This is a genomic window from Streptomyces luteosporeus (assembly GCF_039532865.1).
In the GTDB taxonomy this organism is placed as follows: Bacteria; Actinomycetota; Actinomycetes; order Streptomycetales; family Streptomycetaceae; genus Streptomyces; species Streptomyces luteosporeus.
In genome coordinates this window covers 127,640-143,551 of sequence record NZ_BAAASL010000010.1, presented here as the reverse complement: position 1 = coordinate 143,551, position 15,912 = coordinate 127,640, and the positions used below count along the sequence as shown (strand labels likewise).

The window sequence follows — 15,912 nt, the reverse complement described above, 5'->3', positions numbered from 1 at the left end:
GCTTCAGCCGACGCGCTGTCCAAGTACGAGAATTCGGGTGCGCATGGGACCGACCCTCCCCCCGCCGCACCTGAAGTGTCAAGTGGGTGGGACGGGCGTCTCATTATTTGAGCGCAATGGAGCATGGGCGAGGGCTCCGGCCCCGCCCACGACGCCGGATCGTACGGGCAGCGCGCCGCCCACGAGCACCTGTTGCCCCCCGTCCGTGTGATCACCCGGCAGGGTGTTCGGCAGGACGTAGGGGCCGCTGTCGAGGGTGTGGCGCAGCCGGTGTTCGTCGAGGGCGCCGGCGAAGACCATTCCCTGGCCGTGGGTGCAGCCCATGGCCATCAGGGCGTGGGCCTGCTCGGGGGTGTCCACGCCGTCGGCCACCGACTCCATGCCCAGGTCGCCGGCGATGCGCAGCAGGCCTGCGGTGATCTTGTGCAACCGCGCGGATTCGGTCACCCCGTCGACGAGGGTGCGGTCGAGCTTGAGGACGTCGACGGGCAGCCGGCGCAGGGCGCTCATGGCCGCGTAGCCGCTGCCGAGGCCGTCCAGCGCGATGCGCACGCCGAAGCGCCGCAGGGCCGCCAGGCGCCGCTCCAGCTCCTCCAGGCACAGGCGCGGATCGCTGCCGGAGAGCTCGAGGACCAGCGTGCCCGCGGCCAGGCTGTGGCGCAGGACGAGCTCCTCGATGTTCTTCGGCGCCTGCGAGCGGTCCAGCAGCCGGGCCGCGGGGATGCGGACGTGGACGGGCACCAGGTGCCCGGCGCGGCGCCGCTCACCGGCCTGCTCGGCGGCCTTCTCCAGCGTCCAGCGGCCGAGTTCGGCGGTGCGGGCGCTCTCGTCGCAGCGCTCCATTTCGGCCACCCGAAGGAACTCGTCGGGGGTGAAGAGGATGCCCTGCGCGGAGCGCCAGCGGGCCTGGGCGCTGACGGCGGTCACCCGGCCGGTGGCGAGCTCGACGACCGGCTGGTGCAGCAGCGCGAACTGCCCGTCGTGCAGCGCGCTGCGCAGCCGGCTGACGGCCTCGGTGCGGCGTACGACGTCGTGCTGCATCTGCGGCGCGTACAGCTCGACGCGGCCCTTGCCGGCCTGCTTGGCCCGGTACATGGCGAGGTCGGCGTTGCGCATGAGCTCGCCGGGGGTGATGTCGGCCTCGGCGAAGGCGACGCCGATGCTGGCGTTCACCCGCACCTCGGTGCCGCCCTCGACCAGGTACGGCTGGGAGAGGGTGACCCGCAGGCGCTCGGCGATCTCCAGGATGCGGTACTCGCGGGCGGCGGCGTCGCGGCTGCCGTCGCCGATGATGAGGGCGGCGAACTCGTCGCCCCCGAAGCGGGCGGTGGAGTCCCCGGCGCGCACCGAGTCCTGCAGCCGGCGGGCGGCCTGGACCAGCAGCTCGTCACCGGCCTGGTGGCCGACGGTGTCGTTGACGGCCTTGAAGCCGTCGAGGTCGATGAAGAGCACGGCGGTGCCCGCGTCGGTCACTCTGCGCCCTGCCAGGGCCTGCTGGACGCGCTTGGTGAACAGGGCGCGGTTGGGCAGGTCGGTGAGCGGGTCGTGCTCGGCGGTGTGCTGCAACTGCGCCTGCAGCCGGACGCGTTCGGTGACGTCGCGGCTGTTGAAGATCAGCCCGCCGTGGTGACGGTTGACGGTGGACTCCACGTTGAGCCACTCGCCGCTGCCGGAGCGGAAGCGGCACTCGATGCGGGTGGTGGGCTCCTCGGCGGGCGGTGCGGCGAGGAAGCGGCGCACCTCGTGCACCACGCGGCCGAGGTCCTCGGGATGGATGAGCGAGGCCAGTTCGGAGCCGACCAGCTCCTCGGCGTCGCGCCCGTAGACGCCGGCGGCGGCGGGGCTGACGTAGCGCAGTATCCCGGTGGGTGCGGCGATCATGATGACGTCGCTGGAGCCCTGCACCAGGGAGCGGAAGTGGTTCTCCTTCTGCGCCAGCTCCTGGGTGAGGGAGATGTTGTCCAGGAGCATGATGCCCTGGCGGACGACGAGCGCCAGGACGACCGTGCAGCCGGTGAAGAGCACGACGCGGTCGACGTGGTGGCCGTCGAGGACGTTGTAGAGGATGCCCAGCGTGCACACGGCCGCCGCCAGGTACGGCGTGAGGGCCGCGAGGGAGCCGGCGATGGGCCGGCTGGAGTGCGCCGCCGTCCTGCCCCGGCGCGGCGCGTCCTCGCCGCCCTCCTCGCGGGCGACCCAGGGCGCGTAGGCCATGAGCATGTAGCCCGCGAACCAGCCGGCGTCCAGGATCTGCCCGGAGCGGTAGTTGGCCCGCAGCAGGGGCGAGGTGAACAGCGCGTCGCACAGGACGGTCAGGGCGAGGGCGGCGATGGCCGTGTTGATCGCCGAGCGGTTGGCCGAGGACCGCTTGAAGTGCAGGGCCAGCACCATGGACACGAGCACGATGTCCAGCAGCGGGTAGGCCAGTGACAGCGCGGCGTGGGCGACGGATTCGCCGGCGAAGTGCGCGGTGTGCGCGAGGGCCAGGCTCCAGGAGAGGGTCAGCAGCGAGCCGCCGATGAGCCAGGAGTCCAGGGCGAGGCAGACCCAGCCGGCCCGGGTGACCGGACGGCGGGCGAGCACCAGCAGGCCGATGATGGCGGGCGGCGCGAACAGCAGGAAGCAGAAGTCCGCCGGGGAGGGGCTCGGCACGCGCTCGGCGAGCACGACCTCGTACCAGCCCCAGAAGAAGTTGCCGAAGCCGGCCATCGCCGAGGAGGCCGCGAACAGCAGCCAGGCGGGCCGGAAGCGCGTGCTGCGCGTGCGCCCGTACCAGAAGCAGGAGACCGCGGCCAGGCCGGCCGCGCCGCCGAGGCCGAAGTCGCCCATGGTGTTGGCCAGCTCGGGCGAACCCCACCCGAGGGCGGCACCCGTGGCGTAGCCGCCGCAGACCAGGGCGAGCAGGAACTGGGAGAGCATGCCCGAACCCCCGGCCGGCGCGGGCCGGCGGGGGAGTGCCGCTCCGGAGGCGCTCACCGCGTCGCCGTCCGGGGTCGTGGTGGGTGGTTGAGCCGCGTCGGGTAGATCGTCCATTGGCCGTGCATCGCCCGTCGCCCCCCTCGAGTTCCGGTCCTTCGCTGCGCCCGTACGGTGCCCGGAGCAGCCCCCGTCGGGACGATACACCAGGTTCGTCACTCAGGGACATAGCTCATATACATAGCGTAACTAGCGACGGGATTACGGATACGCAGTGCATCCAAATGCTGTCTCTGCGTGGCTTCAGTCCACAACGGCTACGACATTCCGCAGAGGCTCGTCCAGTACGAATCTGGCCAGCTGATCGCGCAGCAGTGCCTTGGCCCGGGGCAGAAAGGCCGAAGAGGGGCCACCCACATGGGGGGTGATGAGCACGCCGGGTGCCGTCCACAGGGGATGACCGGGCGGCAGCGGCTCGGGGTCGGTGACGTCGAGGGCCGCGCACAGCCGTCCCCGCTCCAGCTCGGCCAGCAGCGCCGCGGTGTCCACCACGGGGCCGCGGGAGACGTTGACCAGAAGGGCGCCGTCCTTCATCCGGGCGAGGAAGCCCGCGTCGACGAGCCCCCGGGTCTCCTCGGTCAGCGGCGTCACCAGGATCACCACGTCGGCGTCCGGCAGCAGGGCGGGCAGGTCGGCGGCCGCGTGCACCGGGCCGCGTGCCACCGTGCGCGCCGAGCGCGCGACGCGCACGACCCGCGCGCACTCAAAGGGCGCGAGCCGGTCCTCGACGGCGGCGCCGATCGCCCCGTAGCCGACGATGAGCACCGACCTGTCCGCGAGCGCCGGCCGGAACTCCTGCCGCCACCGGCCTGCATCCTGGTTGCGCACGAAGCCGGGGACGTCCCGCAGGGCGGCCAGCACGAGGGTGAGCGCCAGTTCGGCGGTGCTCGCGTCGTGCAGCCCGCGCGCACTGCACAGCCGGGCGCCGGCCGGCAGCACGGACAGGGCGGGCAGCAGGTCGTCCACGCCCGCGGTCAGCGCCTGCATGACGCGAAGGCGCGGCATCCGCGGCAGCGGCCGCAGGCTCACCGCCGTGCCCTTGAGGTAGGGCACGGCGTAGAAGACGCACCGCGCCGGGTCGGTGGGGAAGTCCGGGCCGCCGTCCCAGTGGGCGTACTCCAGGCCCCCGGGCAGGCCGTCGATCTTCTCGGGCCGTATCGGCAACCAGGCGACGGCAGGACCGGTGGAACCGCTGTGATCTGCGCTCATGTCTGGAGGCTATGCGATGGGGCCACAGGTGCAGACGTTAGTTTGGGTCCGCCGCACAGGAGGGGAACGGGAGGGGAAACGGCCGGTGGAGCGCAGGACAATCGGTGCGACGGCGCTCGAAGTGGGCGCGATCGGCCTGGGGTGCATGCCGATGCACTGGGCGTACTCCGCCTCCCAGCAGAACGGCGGGGACGCGCTGCGCACGGTGCACGCCGCACTGGACGCGGGCTCGAACCTCCTGGACACGGCCGACATGTACGGCCCGTTCACCAACGAGTTGCTGGTGGGGCGGGTGTTGCGGGAGCGGCGCGCCGAGGCGTTCGTCTCCACCAAGTGCGGCCTACTGGTGGGCGATCAGCACATCGTCGCCAACGGCCGCCCCGGCTATGTGAAGCGGGCCTGCGACGCCTCGCTGCGCCGGCTGCAGACCGACGTCATCGACCTCTACCAGCTGCACCGCCCCGACCCCGAGGTGCCCGTGGAGGAGACCTGGGGCGCGATGGCCGAACTGGTCTCCGCCGGCAAGGTGCGCGCGCTGGGCTGGTGCGCGGTCGGCGCCCGCGCCCGCAGCGGCTACGGCGCGGGTTCCGGGATGTACGACGCGACGATACGCCAGCTGGAGCGCGTCCAGCAGGTCTTCCCCGTCAGTTGCGTCCAGGCCGAACTGTCGGTGTGGTCGCGCGAGGCACTGGAGCGGCTGGTGCCCTGGTGCGCCTCCCGGGGGGTGGGAGTGCTGGCGGCGATGCCCCTGGGGAACGGTTTCCTCAGCGGCACGCTCACTCCGGGCCAGGGCTTCGAACCGGAGGACGTCCGCGCCCGGCACCCGCGCTTCACCGCCGAGATGATGGCCGCCAACCAGCCAATAGTCGCCGGCCTGCGGCGCGTCGCCCGGCGCCACGGCGCCACGCCGGCACAGGTCGCGCTCGCCTGGGTGCTGGCCAGCAGCCGGCACGTGGTGCCGGTGCCGGGCACGAAGAAGGCCGAGTGGGCGGCGCAGAACGCCGAGGCCGCGCGACTGCGCCTGACCGCCGAGGACTTCGCCGAAATCGCGGCGCTTCCGCCCGCGATGGGCTCCTGGGACTGACCGCGGGTGTATCAAGGAGGGGTGTCCCGCTCATCCGGGATATACCCTTTGTCAGGCATCCGCCCGAGAGGAGCACCGTGCCGTGCCCGTCCCCGCCGCAGGACGCACTCCCCGGACCTCCCCGGTCCTCGCCGCCGCCCTCTTTCTGCTGCTGGCCCTCGCCGGCTGCTCCGGCGGCTCCTCCCCCGGCCGTACCGGCGGGCCGGCGGCCTCGGACTCGCGGGCGGCCTCCGCCGCCCCGGCGAAGGGCTCGGCCGAGGTCGTCCGTACGGTGGCCACCAGGCTGAACTCGCCGTGGGGCCTGGCCGCGCTCCCCGGCGGCGACCTGCTCGCCGGCTCGCGCGACACCGGCCGCATCGTGCGGATCTCGGCGAAGGACGGCGGGCAGACCCTGCTGGGCACGGTGCCGGGCGTCGCGGCCAAGGGCGAGGGCGGGCTGCTGGGCCTGGCCGTCTCGCCCCGCTGGTCCGACGACCACACGCTCTACGCGTACTTCACCACCGACTCCGACAACCGCATCGCCCGCATGCAGGTCGACGAGCGGCGCCCGGAGGGGCAGCGGCTCGGCGCGCCGGACACCCTCGTGCGCGACATCCCCAAAGGCGAGATCCACAACGGCGGCCGCATCGCCTTCGGTCCCGACGGGATGCTCTACGCCGGTACGGGCGAGAGCGGACGGGGCGGGCTGGCGCAGAACCTGGAGTCGCTCGGCGGCAAGATCCTGCGCATGACGCCGGACGGCCGCCCCGCGCCCGGCAACCCCGGCTCGTCCTCGCTGATCTACAGCTACGGCCACCGCAACGTCCAGGGCCTGGCCTGGGACGCGGCCGGGCACCTGTGGGCGTCGGAGTTCGGCCAGAACACCTGGGACGAGCTCAACCTCATCCGCCCGGGCGCGAACTACGGCTGGCCCGGGGCCGAGGGAAAAGCCGGCAAGCCGGGCCTCACGGACCCGCTGGAGCAGTGGCACCCGGCCGACGCCTCCCCCAGCGGCCTGGCCTGCGCCAAGGGCTCGCTGTGGATGGCGGGCCTGCGCGGCGAGCGGCTGTGGCGCATCCCGCTGCGCGGAACGGAATCCTCCGGGCCGCCCGAGGCGTTCCTCCAGGGGAAGTACGGCCGGCTGCGCACGGTTGTGGCCACCGACGACGGCGGTCTGTGGCTGACCACGAGCAACACCGACGGCCGGGGGCGCCCCGGCCCCGAGGACGACCGGTTGCTGCTGCTGAAGGTGACCTGAGAGGGACGACGGAAGGACAGGGAATGTTCAATGTGATCGAAGAACTGTTCTCACCCGGGCGCAAGCACACCGAGGAGGAGCAGAACCGGCTGGAGCTGACCGTCGACGACATCGGTGACGGCGACCCGGGCCGCGGCCCCATAGACCTCGACTCGGGCCAGGTCGTCATCCGACCCCGCCAGGCCCGGGGGTAGACCGGGCGGACCACAGCGCCCCGTCAGGGGCGCGGGGAACTGCGCGATCGGCCACCGACGGCCCGCAGCCGACGCGCCACCCGGCACCCCCTCTGCGGGCGCGCCGCGGCTTGTCGCGCCCACGCGGCGGCAGCCGCAGAACCGGACGCGGCCTACGGCCGCCCCGCGTCCACCAGCTGCTCCTGCGCCTGCTGCGGCACGGCCGCCTCCGGCGGCTCGATGCTGATGCGCGGCAGCAGCCGCTCCAGCCAGGCCGGCAGCCACCAGTTCGCCCCGCCGAGCAGGTGCATCAGCGCGGGCACCAGCAGGGTGCGCAGCACGAAGGCGTCCAGGGCGACGGCCGTGGCCAGCCCGATGCCGAACATGGCGATCACCCGGTCGCCGCTGAGCAGGAACGCCAGGAACACCGAGATCATGATCACGGCCGCAGAGTTGATCACCCGGCTGGTCTCGGCCAGCCCGACCCGCACCGCCCGCCGGTTGTCGCCGGTGGCCAGCCACTCCTCGTACATGCGGCTGACGAGGAAGACCTGGTAGTCCATCGACAGGCCGAAGAGCACCGAGACCATCACCACGGGCAGGAAGGGCTCGATGGGGCCCGCGCCGCCCAGGCCGAGCAGGTCGCTGCCCCAGCCCCACTGGAAGACCGCCACGATCAGGCCGAACGAGGAGGACACCGCGGCGATGTTCATGGCCGCGGCCTTCAGCGGTATGCCGATGCTGCGGAAGGCCAGGAGCAGCAGGACGCAGCCGAGGCCGACCACGACGCCGACGAACAGCGGCAGCTTGTGCAGGATGACGCCGGCGAAGTCGTCGTAGGCGGCCGTCAGCCCGCCCACGCGCACCTCGAGGCCGCTGCCGGCGGTGGCCCGCGGCAGCACGTCGGTGCGCAGCCGCTGGACGAGTGCGCTGGTGGCGTCGGACTGCGGCGCGCTGGTGGGCACGACCGTGATGACGCCGGTGTCCCCGCTGCGGTCGAGCACCGAGGGGCTGACGGCGGCGACGCCGGGGGTGTGCCGCAGGGTGTCGGGGAGCTTGTTGAACGCCAGGCTCTCGGCGGCGCTGTCCAGGGGGGCGACGAGGGTGAGGGGGCCGTTCACGCCCGGGCCGAAGCCGCGGGCGAGCATGTCGTACGCCTGACGGGTGGTGGACTGCGACGGGTTGTTGCCCTGGTCGGAGGTGCCCAGGTGCAGGGAGAACGTGGGCAGCGCCAGCACCAGCATCACGGCGGCGGCCAGCGCGCCCAGCGTCTTGGGGTGCCGCTCGACGAAGGCGGACCAGCGGGCCGCCAGGCTCGTCGGGGTCTCCGGCCGGGGCCCGCCGGCGGCGAGGCTGCGGCGTTCGCGGCGGCTGAGGGCGCGGTGGCCGATGAGGCCGAGCAGGGCGGGCAGCAGGGTGACGGAGGCGGCGACGGTCAGCACGACCGTCAGGGAGGCCGCCACGGCCACGCCGGTGAGGAAGCTCAGGCGCAGCACCAGCATGCCGAGCAGGGCGACGCACACGGTGCCGCCGGCGAAGACGACGGCGCGCCCGGTCGTGGCCACGGCCCGCTCGGCCGCGAGGGCCACCGGCAGTCCCTGGCGCAGGCCCTTGCGGTGGCGGGTGACGATGAACAGCGCGTAGTCGATGCCGACGCCCAGGCCGATGAGGGTGCCCAGCATGGGGGCGAAGTCGGCGACCTTGGTCAGGTGGCCGAGCAGCTGGGTGGCCATGGCGGCGGTGCCGACGCCGACCAGGGCCGTTCCTATGGGCAGCAGGCTGGCGGCGAGCGAGCCGAAGACGAGGAAGAGGACGACGGCCGCCACCGCGACGCCGATGGCCTCGCTGAGGTGGCTGTCCGAGCCCTCGGTAACGGCGATGCCGCTGCCGCCGAGGGCGATGTGCAGGTTGCCAGTGGCGGCGCCGCGGGCGGTGTCGACAACACGGGCGACCTGGGCGCGGTCGGGGTCGCCGCCCTTGCTCGTGAAGGCGACGGTGGCGTAGGCGGTGTGCCGGTCGGGGCTGATGCGGTCGGCGCCGCCGCCGGCGTAGGGGCTCTCGACGGCCGCGACGCCGGGCAGGGCGGCGATCTGGTGCAGGACGTCGCGCATGCGCTGTTCGACGGCGGGGGCGCGGACGGTGCCGCGGTCGGTGTGCCAGACGATCTTGTCGTCGCCGTCCTCGCCGGGGAACGCCTTCTGCAGCAGTGCCGTGGCGCGGGAGGACTCGGTGCCGGGGACGGAGTAGTCGTTGGAGTAGGCCGGGCCGCCGATCGTGGCGGCCGCCGTGGTGCCGGCGAGGGCGACGAGCCAGAGCACGATCACGGCGAAGCGGCGGCGCAGGCACCACCGGGCGAGTGCGGTCATGGCGTGCTTCCCGGGTATCGCGTCGATCTCGCCGGGAGCGACCCGTGCATGACGACCGCTGGGCAAGGTGAGCATGGTCAAAGGCCCCTCGGGGCCCCTGACCGACCACTGTGACAGCAGGATAAGATCCTTTGTCGTATTTGTGGGTTATGCCACACGCTGCCCGGGGGTGATCCCCCTGGTCACCGGAATCCCTGCCAGCTGTGCGCGACGTCGACCACGAGGTGGTTGCCGTCCTGGAACACCCGGAACGGCAGCCGGGCCCGTACGCCCAGGCCCACCTGGGTGTCACCCTCGAAGCTGCCGCCGAAGCGGGCGTCCTGGAAGGTGCGGTAGCCGGTGAGGTCCACCTCCGGCAGCGGCTGGCGAGCCTTGCCGTCGTAGCTGACCTGGCCGGTGGCCGGGTCGTACGCGGGGGCGGCGACCCGCACCTCCAGGATCGCGCCGCCGCTCACGGGGATCACGTCGCCCGAGCCGTCCTGCTGCAGCTTGTCCACGTAGCGCACGTGGTAGCCCACCGGGCCCGTTCCCGGGCCCAGGATGTCGAACACCATGCGGTCGTAGCACTCGTGCCGGCCGGTCCTGATGTCCCGGAGCGGCTTGTACTCGGTGGCCGTGCTCACCTTCGGCAGGCTCCCCCAGCCCGCCGTGCACCGTGCCTCCGCCGTGGCCACGCCCCCGGCCGCCACGGCCGTCCCCGCCGGTACCGCGGCCGCCGTCAGCCCGGCCCCCGCCAGCAGCAGCGCCGCCAGCCCGGCATGCAACCGTCGCATGTCTACCCCCAGCCTTTCGGTGCGGGCTCCTGGACCGGCCCGCTGCCAGGGATCATGCCGGACCGTTTCGGCGCACGGGGGACGTATCGGCGAATTCCGGCCAGCACCTGACGGCGGGCCAGGCCCGGACACGAAAACGGCCGCCCCTCACAGGAGGGACGGCCGTTCACGTGCTTTGACGAGCGGGCCTTTAGCCCTCGACGCCCAGCTTCTCCAGGATGAGCTCGCGCACACGAGCCGCGTCCGCCTGGCCGCGGGTGGCCTTCATGACCGCGCCGACCAGCGCACCGGCCGCCGCGACCTTGCCGGCGCGGATCTTGTCGGCGATGGCCGCGTTGGCCGCGATGGCCTCGTCCACGGCCGTGCCCAGCGCGCTGTCGTCGGAGACCAGCTTCAGACCGCGCTTCTCGACGACCTCGTCCGGCTCGCCCTCGCCGGCCAGCACGCCCTCGAAGACCTGGCGGGCCAGCTTGTCGTTGAGGGAGCCCTCGGCGACCAGCGCCGCGATCCGGGCGACCTGCGCCGGGGTGACCGGCAGCATCGCGAGGGCGACGCCCTCCTCGTTGGCCCGGCGGGCCAGCTCGCCCATCCACCACTTGCGGGCGGCCGCGGAGTCGGCGCCGGCCTCGATGGTGGCCTCGATCAGGTCGACCGCGGCCGCGTTGAGGATCGACTGCATGTCGTGCTGGGAGATGCCCCACTCCTCGCGCAGCCGGTTGCGGCGCACGCGCGGCAGCTCGGGCAGGCTCCCCCGCAGCTCCTCGACCCACGCGCGGGCGGGGGCCACCGGCACCAGGTCCGGCTCGGGGAAGTAGCGGTAGTCCTCGGCCTCTTCCTTGATGCGGCCCGACGTCGTGCTGCCGTCGTCCTCGTGGAAGTGCCGGGTCTCCTGCACGATGGTGCCGCCGGAGGACAGTACCGCCGCGTGCCGCATGATCTCGTAGCGGGTCGCGCGCTCGACGGACCGCAGGGAGTTGACGTTCTTCGTCTCCGAGCGGGTGCCGAACGTCGAGGAGCCCTTCGGCATCAGCGACAGGTTGACGTCGCAGCGCATCTGGCCCATCTCCATGCGGGCCTCGGAGACGCCGAGCGCCTTGATGAGCTCGCGCAGCTCGGCGACGTACGCCTTGGCGACCTCGGGGGCGCGCTCGCCCGCACCGGTGATCGGCTTGGTGACGATCTCGATGAGCGGGATGCCGGCGCGGTTGTAGTCCAGCAGGGAGTGCTGGGCGCCGTGGATGCGGCCGGTGGCACCGCCCACGTGCGTGGACTTGCCGGTGTCCTCCTCCATGTGGGCGCGCTCGATCTCCACGCGGAAGACCTCGCCGTCCTCCAGCTGGACGTCCAGGTAGCCGTTGAAGGCGATCGGCTCGTCGTACTGGGAGGTCTGGAAGTTCTTCGGCATGTCCGGATAGAAGTAGTTCTTCCGGGCGAAGCGGCACCACTCGGCGATCTCGCAGTTCAGCGCGAGGCCGATCTTCACGGCGGACTCCACGGCCGTGGCGTTGACGACCGGGAGGGAGCCGGGCAGGCCGAGGCAGGTGGGGCACGTCTGCGAGTTGGGCTCGGCGCCCAGCTCGGTGGCGCACCCGCAGAACATCTTGGTCTTGGTGCCGAGCTCGACGTGCACCTCGAGGCCCATGACGGGCTCGTAGGTCGCCAGCGCGTCCTCGTACGACACCAGTTCAGTGACGGTCACGGAAATTTACCTCTCAGTCCCGGCTAGCCCGCGAGGACGTCGTCGCTGTTCATGCGGCGCAGCTCGCGGACGAGCAGGGCGACGCCGGTGGCGATGGCGGCGGCGGAGACGACCGCGTCGACCAGCTGGAGCGTGTCCTGCTCGGTGCGGGCGGACTTCACCTGCTTGATCACGCTCACCGCGCCGAACAGCGTGGTGCCGATGGACAGGTACGTGCCGGCCTTGGACTTCTTGAAGCCCTTGGCCTTCTTCAGCGCGCTCTTCTTGTCGGTGCTCACAGCGACGGTGCCTCCTCCAGCAGTCGGTGGCCCCAGCGCTCGGTGAACGCGGCCTCGACCGCGGCACCGACCTTGTAGAGCCGGTCGTCCTTCATGGCGGGGGCGATGATCTGCAGGCCCACCGGGAGCCCGTCCTCCGGCGCGAGGCCGCACGGCAGCGACATGGCCGCGTTGCCCGCGAGGTTGGTCGGGATGGTGCACAGGTCGGCCAGGTACATCGCCATCGGGTCGTCGACGCGCTCGCCGATCGCGAAGGCGGTGGTCGGCGTCGTCGGCGAGACGATCACGTCGACCTGCTCGAACGCCTTGTCGAAGTCGCGCGAGATGAGCGTGCGGACCTTCTGGGCCGAGCCGTAGTACGCGTCGTAGTAGCCGGAGCTCAGGGCGTACGTGCCCAGCATGATGCGCCGCTTGACCTCGGCGCCGAAGCCGGCCTCGCGGGTCAGGGCGGTGACGTCCTCGGCCGAGCGGCTGCCGTCGTCACCGGCCCGCAGGCCGTAGCGCAGGCCGTCGAAGCGGGCCAGGTTGGAGGAGCACTCCGAGGGCGCGATCAGGTAGTACGCGGCGAGCGCGAGGTCGAAGGACGGGCAGTCCACCTCGACGATCTCCGCGCCCAGCTCCTTGAGCAGCTCGACCGACTCGTCGAAGCGCTGCAGGACGCCGGCCTGGTAGCCCTCGCCGCGGAACTGCTTGACGACGCCGACGCGCATGCCGGCGACCGAGCCGTTGCGGGCCGCCTCGACGACCGGCGGGACCGGGGCGTCGATGGAGGTGGAGTCCAGCGGGTCGTGGCCGGCGATCACCTCGTGCAGCAGGGCCGCGTCCAGGACCGTACGGGCGCACGGGCCGCCCTGGTCGAGGGAGGAGGAGAACGCCACCATGCCGTAGCGGGAGACCGCGCCGTAGGTGGGCTTGACGCCGACGGTCGCGGTGACGGCCGCGGGCTGGCGGATCGAGCCACCGGTGTCGGTGCCGATGGCCAAGGGCGCCTGGTAGGCGGCAAGGGCGGCGGAGGAACCGCCGCCGGAACCGCCGGGGATCTTGGTGAGGTCCCAGGGGTTGCCGGTGGGGCCGTAGGCGCTGTTCTCGGTGGAGGACCCCATGGCGAACTCGTCCATGTTGGTCTTGCCGAGGATGACGACGTCGGCGTCCTTCAGGCGCTTGGTGAGCGTCGCGTCGTACGGCGGGATCCAGCCTTCGAGGATCTTCGAGCCGACGGTGGTCGGGACGCCCTTCGTGGTGAAGATGTCCTTCAGCGCCAGCGGGACGCCGGCCAGCGGGCCGAGCCTCTCGCCGCGCTCGCGCTTGGCGTCGACCTCACGGGCCTGGGCGAGCGCGCCCTCGCGGTCGACGTACAGGAAGGCGTGCACCTTCTCGTCGACGGCGTCGATGCGGGCCAGGTGGGCCTCGGTGACCTCGACGGCCGTGAGCTCGCCGGAGGCGATCTTCTCGGCGATCTCGGCCGCGGTGAGCTTGATGATGTCAGTCATCGCGGTTCAGTCCTCCCCCAGGATCTGCGGCACCTTGAAACGCTGCTGCTCCTGGGCGGGGGCGCCGGAGAGCGCCTCCTGGGGGGTCAGCGACGGGCGGACCTCGTCCGCCCGCATGACGTTGGTCAGGGGCAGCGGGTGGGAGGTCGGGGGTACGTCCTCGTCGGCCACATCGGAAACGCGGGCGACCGCGCCGATGATCACGTCGAGCTGTCCGGCGAAGTGGTCGAGCTCTTCGTCCTTCAGCTCCAGACGCGACAGCCGGGCGAGGTGGGCGACCTCCTCGCGCGTGATGCCAGGCATGCAGCGATCCTCAAGGGTGGGATGTATTGGGTTTCGGCCCAATCCTATGGCTCAGCGACCCCTGCCCGCGAAATGCGTTTCCGTGGCGGAGCCGGGACAGCGCTACGTCACCGGCTGGTCCGCCGCGTCGGGGTCCGGGGCGGGAACGGCCTCCGTGGCCAGGGGCACCCGGCGCCAGCCGGATTCGTGGCGCAGCCGCAGCCACGCCGTCGTCTCGTCCGGCGGCATCGCGGCCGCCACCAGCCACCCCTGCACCGCGTCGCAGCCCAGGTCGCGCAGCCGCTCCCACGTCTCGTCGTCCTCGACGCCCTCGGCGACGACGAGCAGGCCCAGGGAATGCGCGAGGTCCAGCGTGCAGCGGACGATCTCGGCGTCCTCGTTGTCGATGGCGAGCCGGGCCACGAAGGAGCGGTCGATCTTCAGCTCGCTGACCGGCAGCCGGCGCAGGTGGACCAGGGAGGAGTAGCCGGTGCCGAAGTCGTCGAGCGACATCTTCACCCCGTGCCCGGTCAGCCCGGCCAGCGTGTCGGCCGCCCGCTGGGGGTCCTCCAGGAGCACGTGCTCGGTTATCTCCAGTTGCAGGGCTCCCGGCGGGACGCCGTGCCGGGCGAGGCGGGCGGCGACGGAGCCGGCGAAGCCGGGGGTGTGCACGTCGCGCGGCGAGACGTTGACGGCGACGGGCACCTCCAGGCCCATCGCCCGCCACTTGGCGACCTGCCCGAGGGCGGTCTCCAGGACGTACTCGGTCAGGCGGGGCATCAGCCCGGAGGACTCGGCGATGGCGATGAACTCGTCCGGCGAGACCCGGCCGCGCTCGGGGTGGACCCAGCGCACCAGCGCCTCCAGGCCCTCGACGTGGCCGTCGAAGCCGACCTTGGGCTGGTAGTGCAGTTCGACGTCGCCGGCTTCGAGGGCGCGGCGCAGGTCGCCGAGCAGGCCGAGCCGGTCGGGCGTGTTGCCGTCGCGGCGGGCCTCGTAGACCTCCACGCCGCTGCGGTCGCGCTTGGCCTGGTACATCGCGACGTCGGCGCGGCGCAGCAGCCCCTCGGCGTCGAGGGCGTGGTCGGGGTAGACGGCGACGCCGGCGCTGGCTTCGAGGACGAGGGTGAGCCCGTCGAGGTCGAGGGGGGAGCCGAGGTCGGCGACGAGGGAGCGGGCGACGCGCTGGGCGCTGGTGAGGGAGTCGGTGACGGGCAGCAGGACGGCGAACTCGTCGCCGCCGAGGCGGGCGGCCTCCGCGTCGCGCGGCAGGGCCAGGCGCAGCCGTTCCGCTATCTGCAGCAGCAGCCGGTCGCCGGCGAGGTGTCCGAGCGTGTCGTTCACCGATCGGAAGCGGTCGAGGTCGATCAGGACGAGGGCGGTGCGGGCACCGGCCTGTTCGGCCTCGTCGAGGGCGGTCCAGGTGCGCTCCAGCAGCCACTGGCGGTTGGGCAGGCCGGTGAGGGGGTCGCGCAGTTGTTCCTCGGCGCGGGCGCGGGCGATCCACAGGGTGGAGTCCAGGGCGACGAGGGGGACGGCGAACAGGGGCAGCAGGACGGGCGAGTGGTCGGCGACGACGGCGATGAGCGGGGCGATGCCGAGCAGGGCGCCGCCGACAAGGGCCTGGCGCAGCAGTGCGGTGCGCGCGATGGAGGTGAGCGCGGCGCGCGGGGCCATGGAGCGCCACAGCAGGGCGCGGGTGACGGCGAGGTAGCAGAACGCGGCGGCGGCGATCTTGGGGACGGCCGCGGGGGTCCAGGTGTCGGGCAGCCAGGGGGCGTCGACGCCGGGGCCCGCTCCCAGGGCGGCGAGGCCGAGCCCGGCGGCGGCGATGCCGAGGACGTCGACCGCGCCGTGGAGTAATGCCTGGCGCCATCGGTGCCGGCGGGCGGCGGTGACGAGGGTGACGACGGCGACGCCGGCGAGGGCGGCGGGCACCCAGCCGTACAGCAGGAGCACCGCGAGGGTGAGGGCGGCACCGGATCCGGTGCCGCCCCACCAGCGGTCCCTGCCGAGGGCGACGAGGTGGACGACGATGAGCGCGGTCAGCGCGGCCAGCGCCCAGCCGGCGGTGCCGCCGGGGAAGAGGGCGTGTCCGCCGGCGAGCTCGCCGAGGACGCCGCCGGCGAGGGTGAGCGCGGCCAGGGTCACGCAGACCGTGGGCAGCGTGGGTGGGGAGAGCCGGCGCAACCGTGATGCCGGTTCGGCGCTGTCGGTGGGTTTCATGCCCGTCCCTCTCACAGCCGGCGGTGCCCGCGTCACGGCAGGCGCACATCTCAACAGTAGGCCGCAGAAGGCTACGGCGGGCAGCGATCGGCAGCGGTTGCCCGAATGCGATCCGGCGT

12 protein-coding genes are annotated in these 15,912 nt (G+C 72.7%); 3 read left to right on the top strand and 9 right to left on the bottom strand.

Annotated elements, in window-relative coordinates; genetic code table 11:
• Nucleotides 1-78 precede the first annotated feature (78 nt).
• Entirely contained in the window at nucleotides 79-3,033 is a 2,955-nt protein-coding gene (locus tag ABD361_RS15455) for a putative bifunctional diguanylate cyclase/phosphodiesterase (RefSeq protein ID WP_425583215.1), read from the bottom strand.
• Nucleotides 3,034-3,219: 186 nt separating this feature from the next.
• Nucleotides 3,220-4,185, bottom strand: coding sequence for a 2-hydroxyacid dehydrogenase (locus ABD361_RS15450; RefSeq protein WP_344435847.1), 966 nt, complete (start codon nucleotides 4,183-4,185; stop codon nucleotides 3,220-3,222).
• An 85-nt stretch (nucleotides 4,186-4,270) separates the two neighbouring features.
• On the opposite strand from ABD361_RS15450, the gene ABD361_RS15445 reads away from it, so the two are divergent.
• From ABD361_RS15445 to ABD361_RS15435, 3 genes are all read left to right on the top strand, one after another.
• Nucleotides 4,271-5,269 carry an aldo/keto reductase gene (locus ABD361_RS15445; RefSeq protein ID WP_344435846.1) on the top strand — a complete coding sequence of 333 codons (999 nt, stop codon included), beginning with the start codon at nucleotides 4,271-4,273 and terminating at the stop codon, nucleotides 5,267-5,269.
• 82 nt (nucleotides 5,270-5,351) lie between these two features.
• A complete protein-coding gene (locus ABD361_RS15440) occupies nucleotides 5,352-6,506 on the top strand; it encodes a PQQ-dependent sugar dehydrogenase (RefSeq protein WP_344435845.1) in 1,155 nt (384 codons plus the stop codon).
• A 23-nt stretch (nucleotides 6,507-6,529) separates the two neighbouring features.
• The gene (locus ABD361_RS15435; protein WP_344435843.1) at nucleotides 6,530-6,700 is read left to right on the top strand and encodes a DUF6191 domain-containing protein; all 171 of its coding nucleotides are present in this window, start codon (nucleotides 6,530-6,532) and stop codon (nucleotides 6,698-6,700) included.
• Between the two features lie 152 nt (nucleotides 6,701-6,852).
• Here ABD361_RS15435 and ABD361_RS15430 read toward each other — a convergent pair whose 3' ends face one another.
• The 7 genes from ABD361_RS15430 to ABD361_RS15400 form a co-directional block, all read right to left on the bottom strand.
• Nucleotides 6,853-9,045, bottom strand: coding sequence for an MMPL family transporter (locus ABD361_RS15430; protein WP_344435842.1), 2,193 nt, complete (start codon nucleotides 9,043-9,045; stop codon nucleotides 6,853-6,855).
• Nucleotides 9,046-9,227: 182 nt separating this feature from the next.
• Nucleotides 9,228-9,818: an AMIN-like domain-containing (lipo)protein gene (locus tag ABD361_RS15425; RefSeq protein WP_344435841.1), complete on the bottom strand. Its 591-nt coding sequence runs from the start codon at nucleotides 9,816-9,818 to the stop codon at nucleotides 9,228-9,230.
• 190 nt (nucleotides 9,819-10,008) lie between these two features.
• Nucleotides 10,009-11,517, bottom strand: a complete 1,509-nt coding sequence (gene gatB, locus ABD361_RS15420; protein ID WP_344435840.1) for an Asp-tRNA(Asn)/Glu-tRNA(Gln) amidotransferase subunit GatB — start codon at nucleotides 11,515-11,517, stop codon at nucleotides 10,009-10,011.
• A 23-nt stretch (nucleotides 11,518-11,540) separates the two neighbouring features.
• On the bottom strand, nucleotides 11,541-11,795 hold the full coding sequence (locus ABD361_RS15415; protein WP_344435839.1) for a hypothetical protein: 255 nt from the start codon (nucleotides 11,793-11,795) through the stop codon (nucleotides 11,541-11,543).
• Nucleotides 11,792-13,285, bottom strand: a complete 1,494-nt coding sequence (gene gatA / locus ABD361_RS15410; protein ID WP_344435838.1) for an Asp-tRNA(Asn)/Glu-tRNA(Gln) amidotransferase subunit GatA — start codon at nucleotides 13,283-13,285, stop codon at nucleotides 11,792-11,794. The genes ABD361_RS15415 and gatA overlap by 4 nt, the downstream gene beginning before the upstream one ends.
• A 6-nt stretch (nucleotides 13,286-13,291) precedes the next feature.
• Nucleotides 13,292-13,588 (bottom strand): Asp-tRNA(Asn)/Glu-tRNA(Gln) amidotransferase subunit GatC, encoded by a 297-nt coding sequence (gatC, locus tag ABD361_RS15405; protein WP_344435837.1) that lies wholly within the window; start codon nucleotides 13,586-13,588, stop codon nucleotides 13,292-13,294.
• 102 nt (nucleotides 13,589-13,690) lie between these two features.
• Nucleotides 13,691-15,793 (bottom strand): putative bifunctional diguanylate cyclase/phosphodiesterase, encoded by a 2,103-nt coding sequence (locus tag ABD361_RS15400; protein WP_344435836.1) that lies wholly within the window; start codon nucleotides 15,791-15,793, stop codon nucleotides 13,691-13,693.
• Nucleotides 15,794-15,912 lie beyond the last annotated feature (119 nt).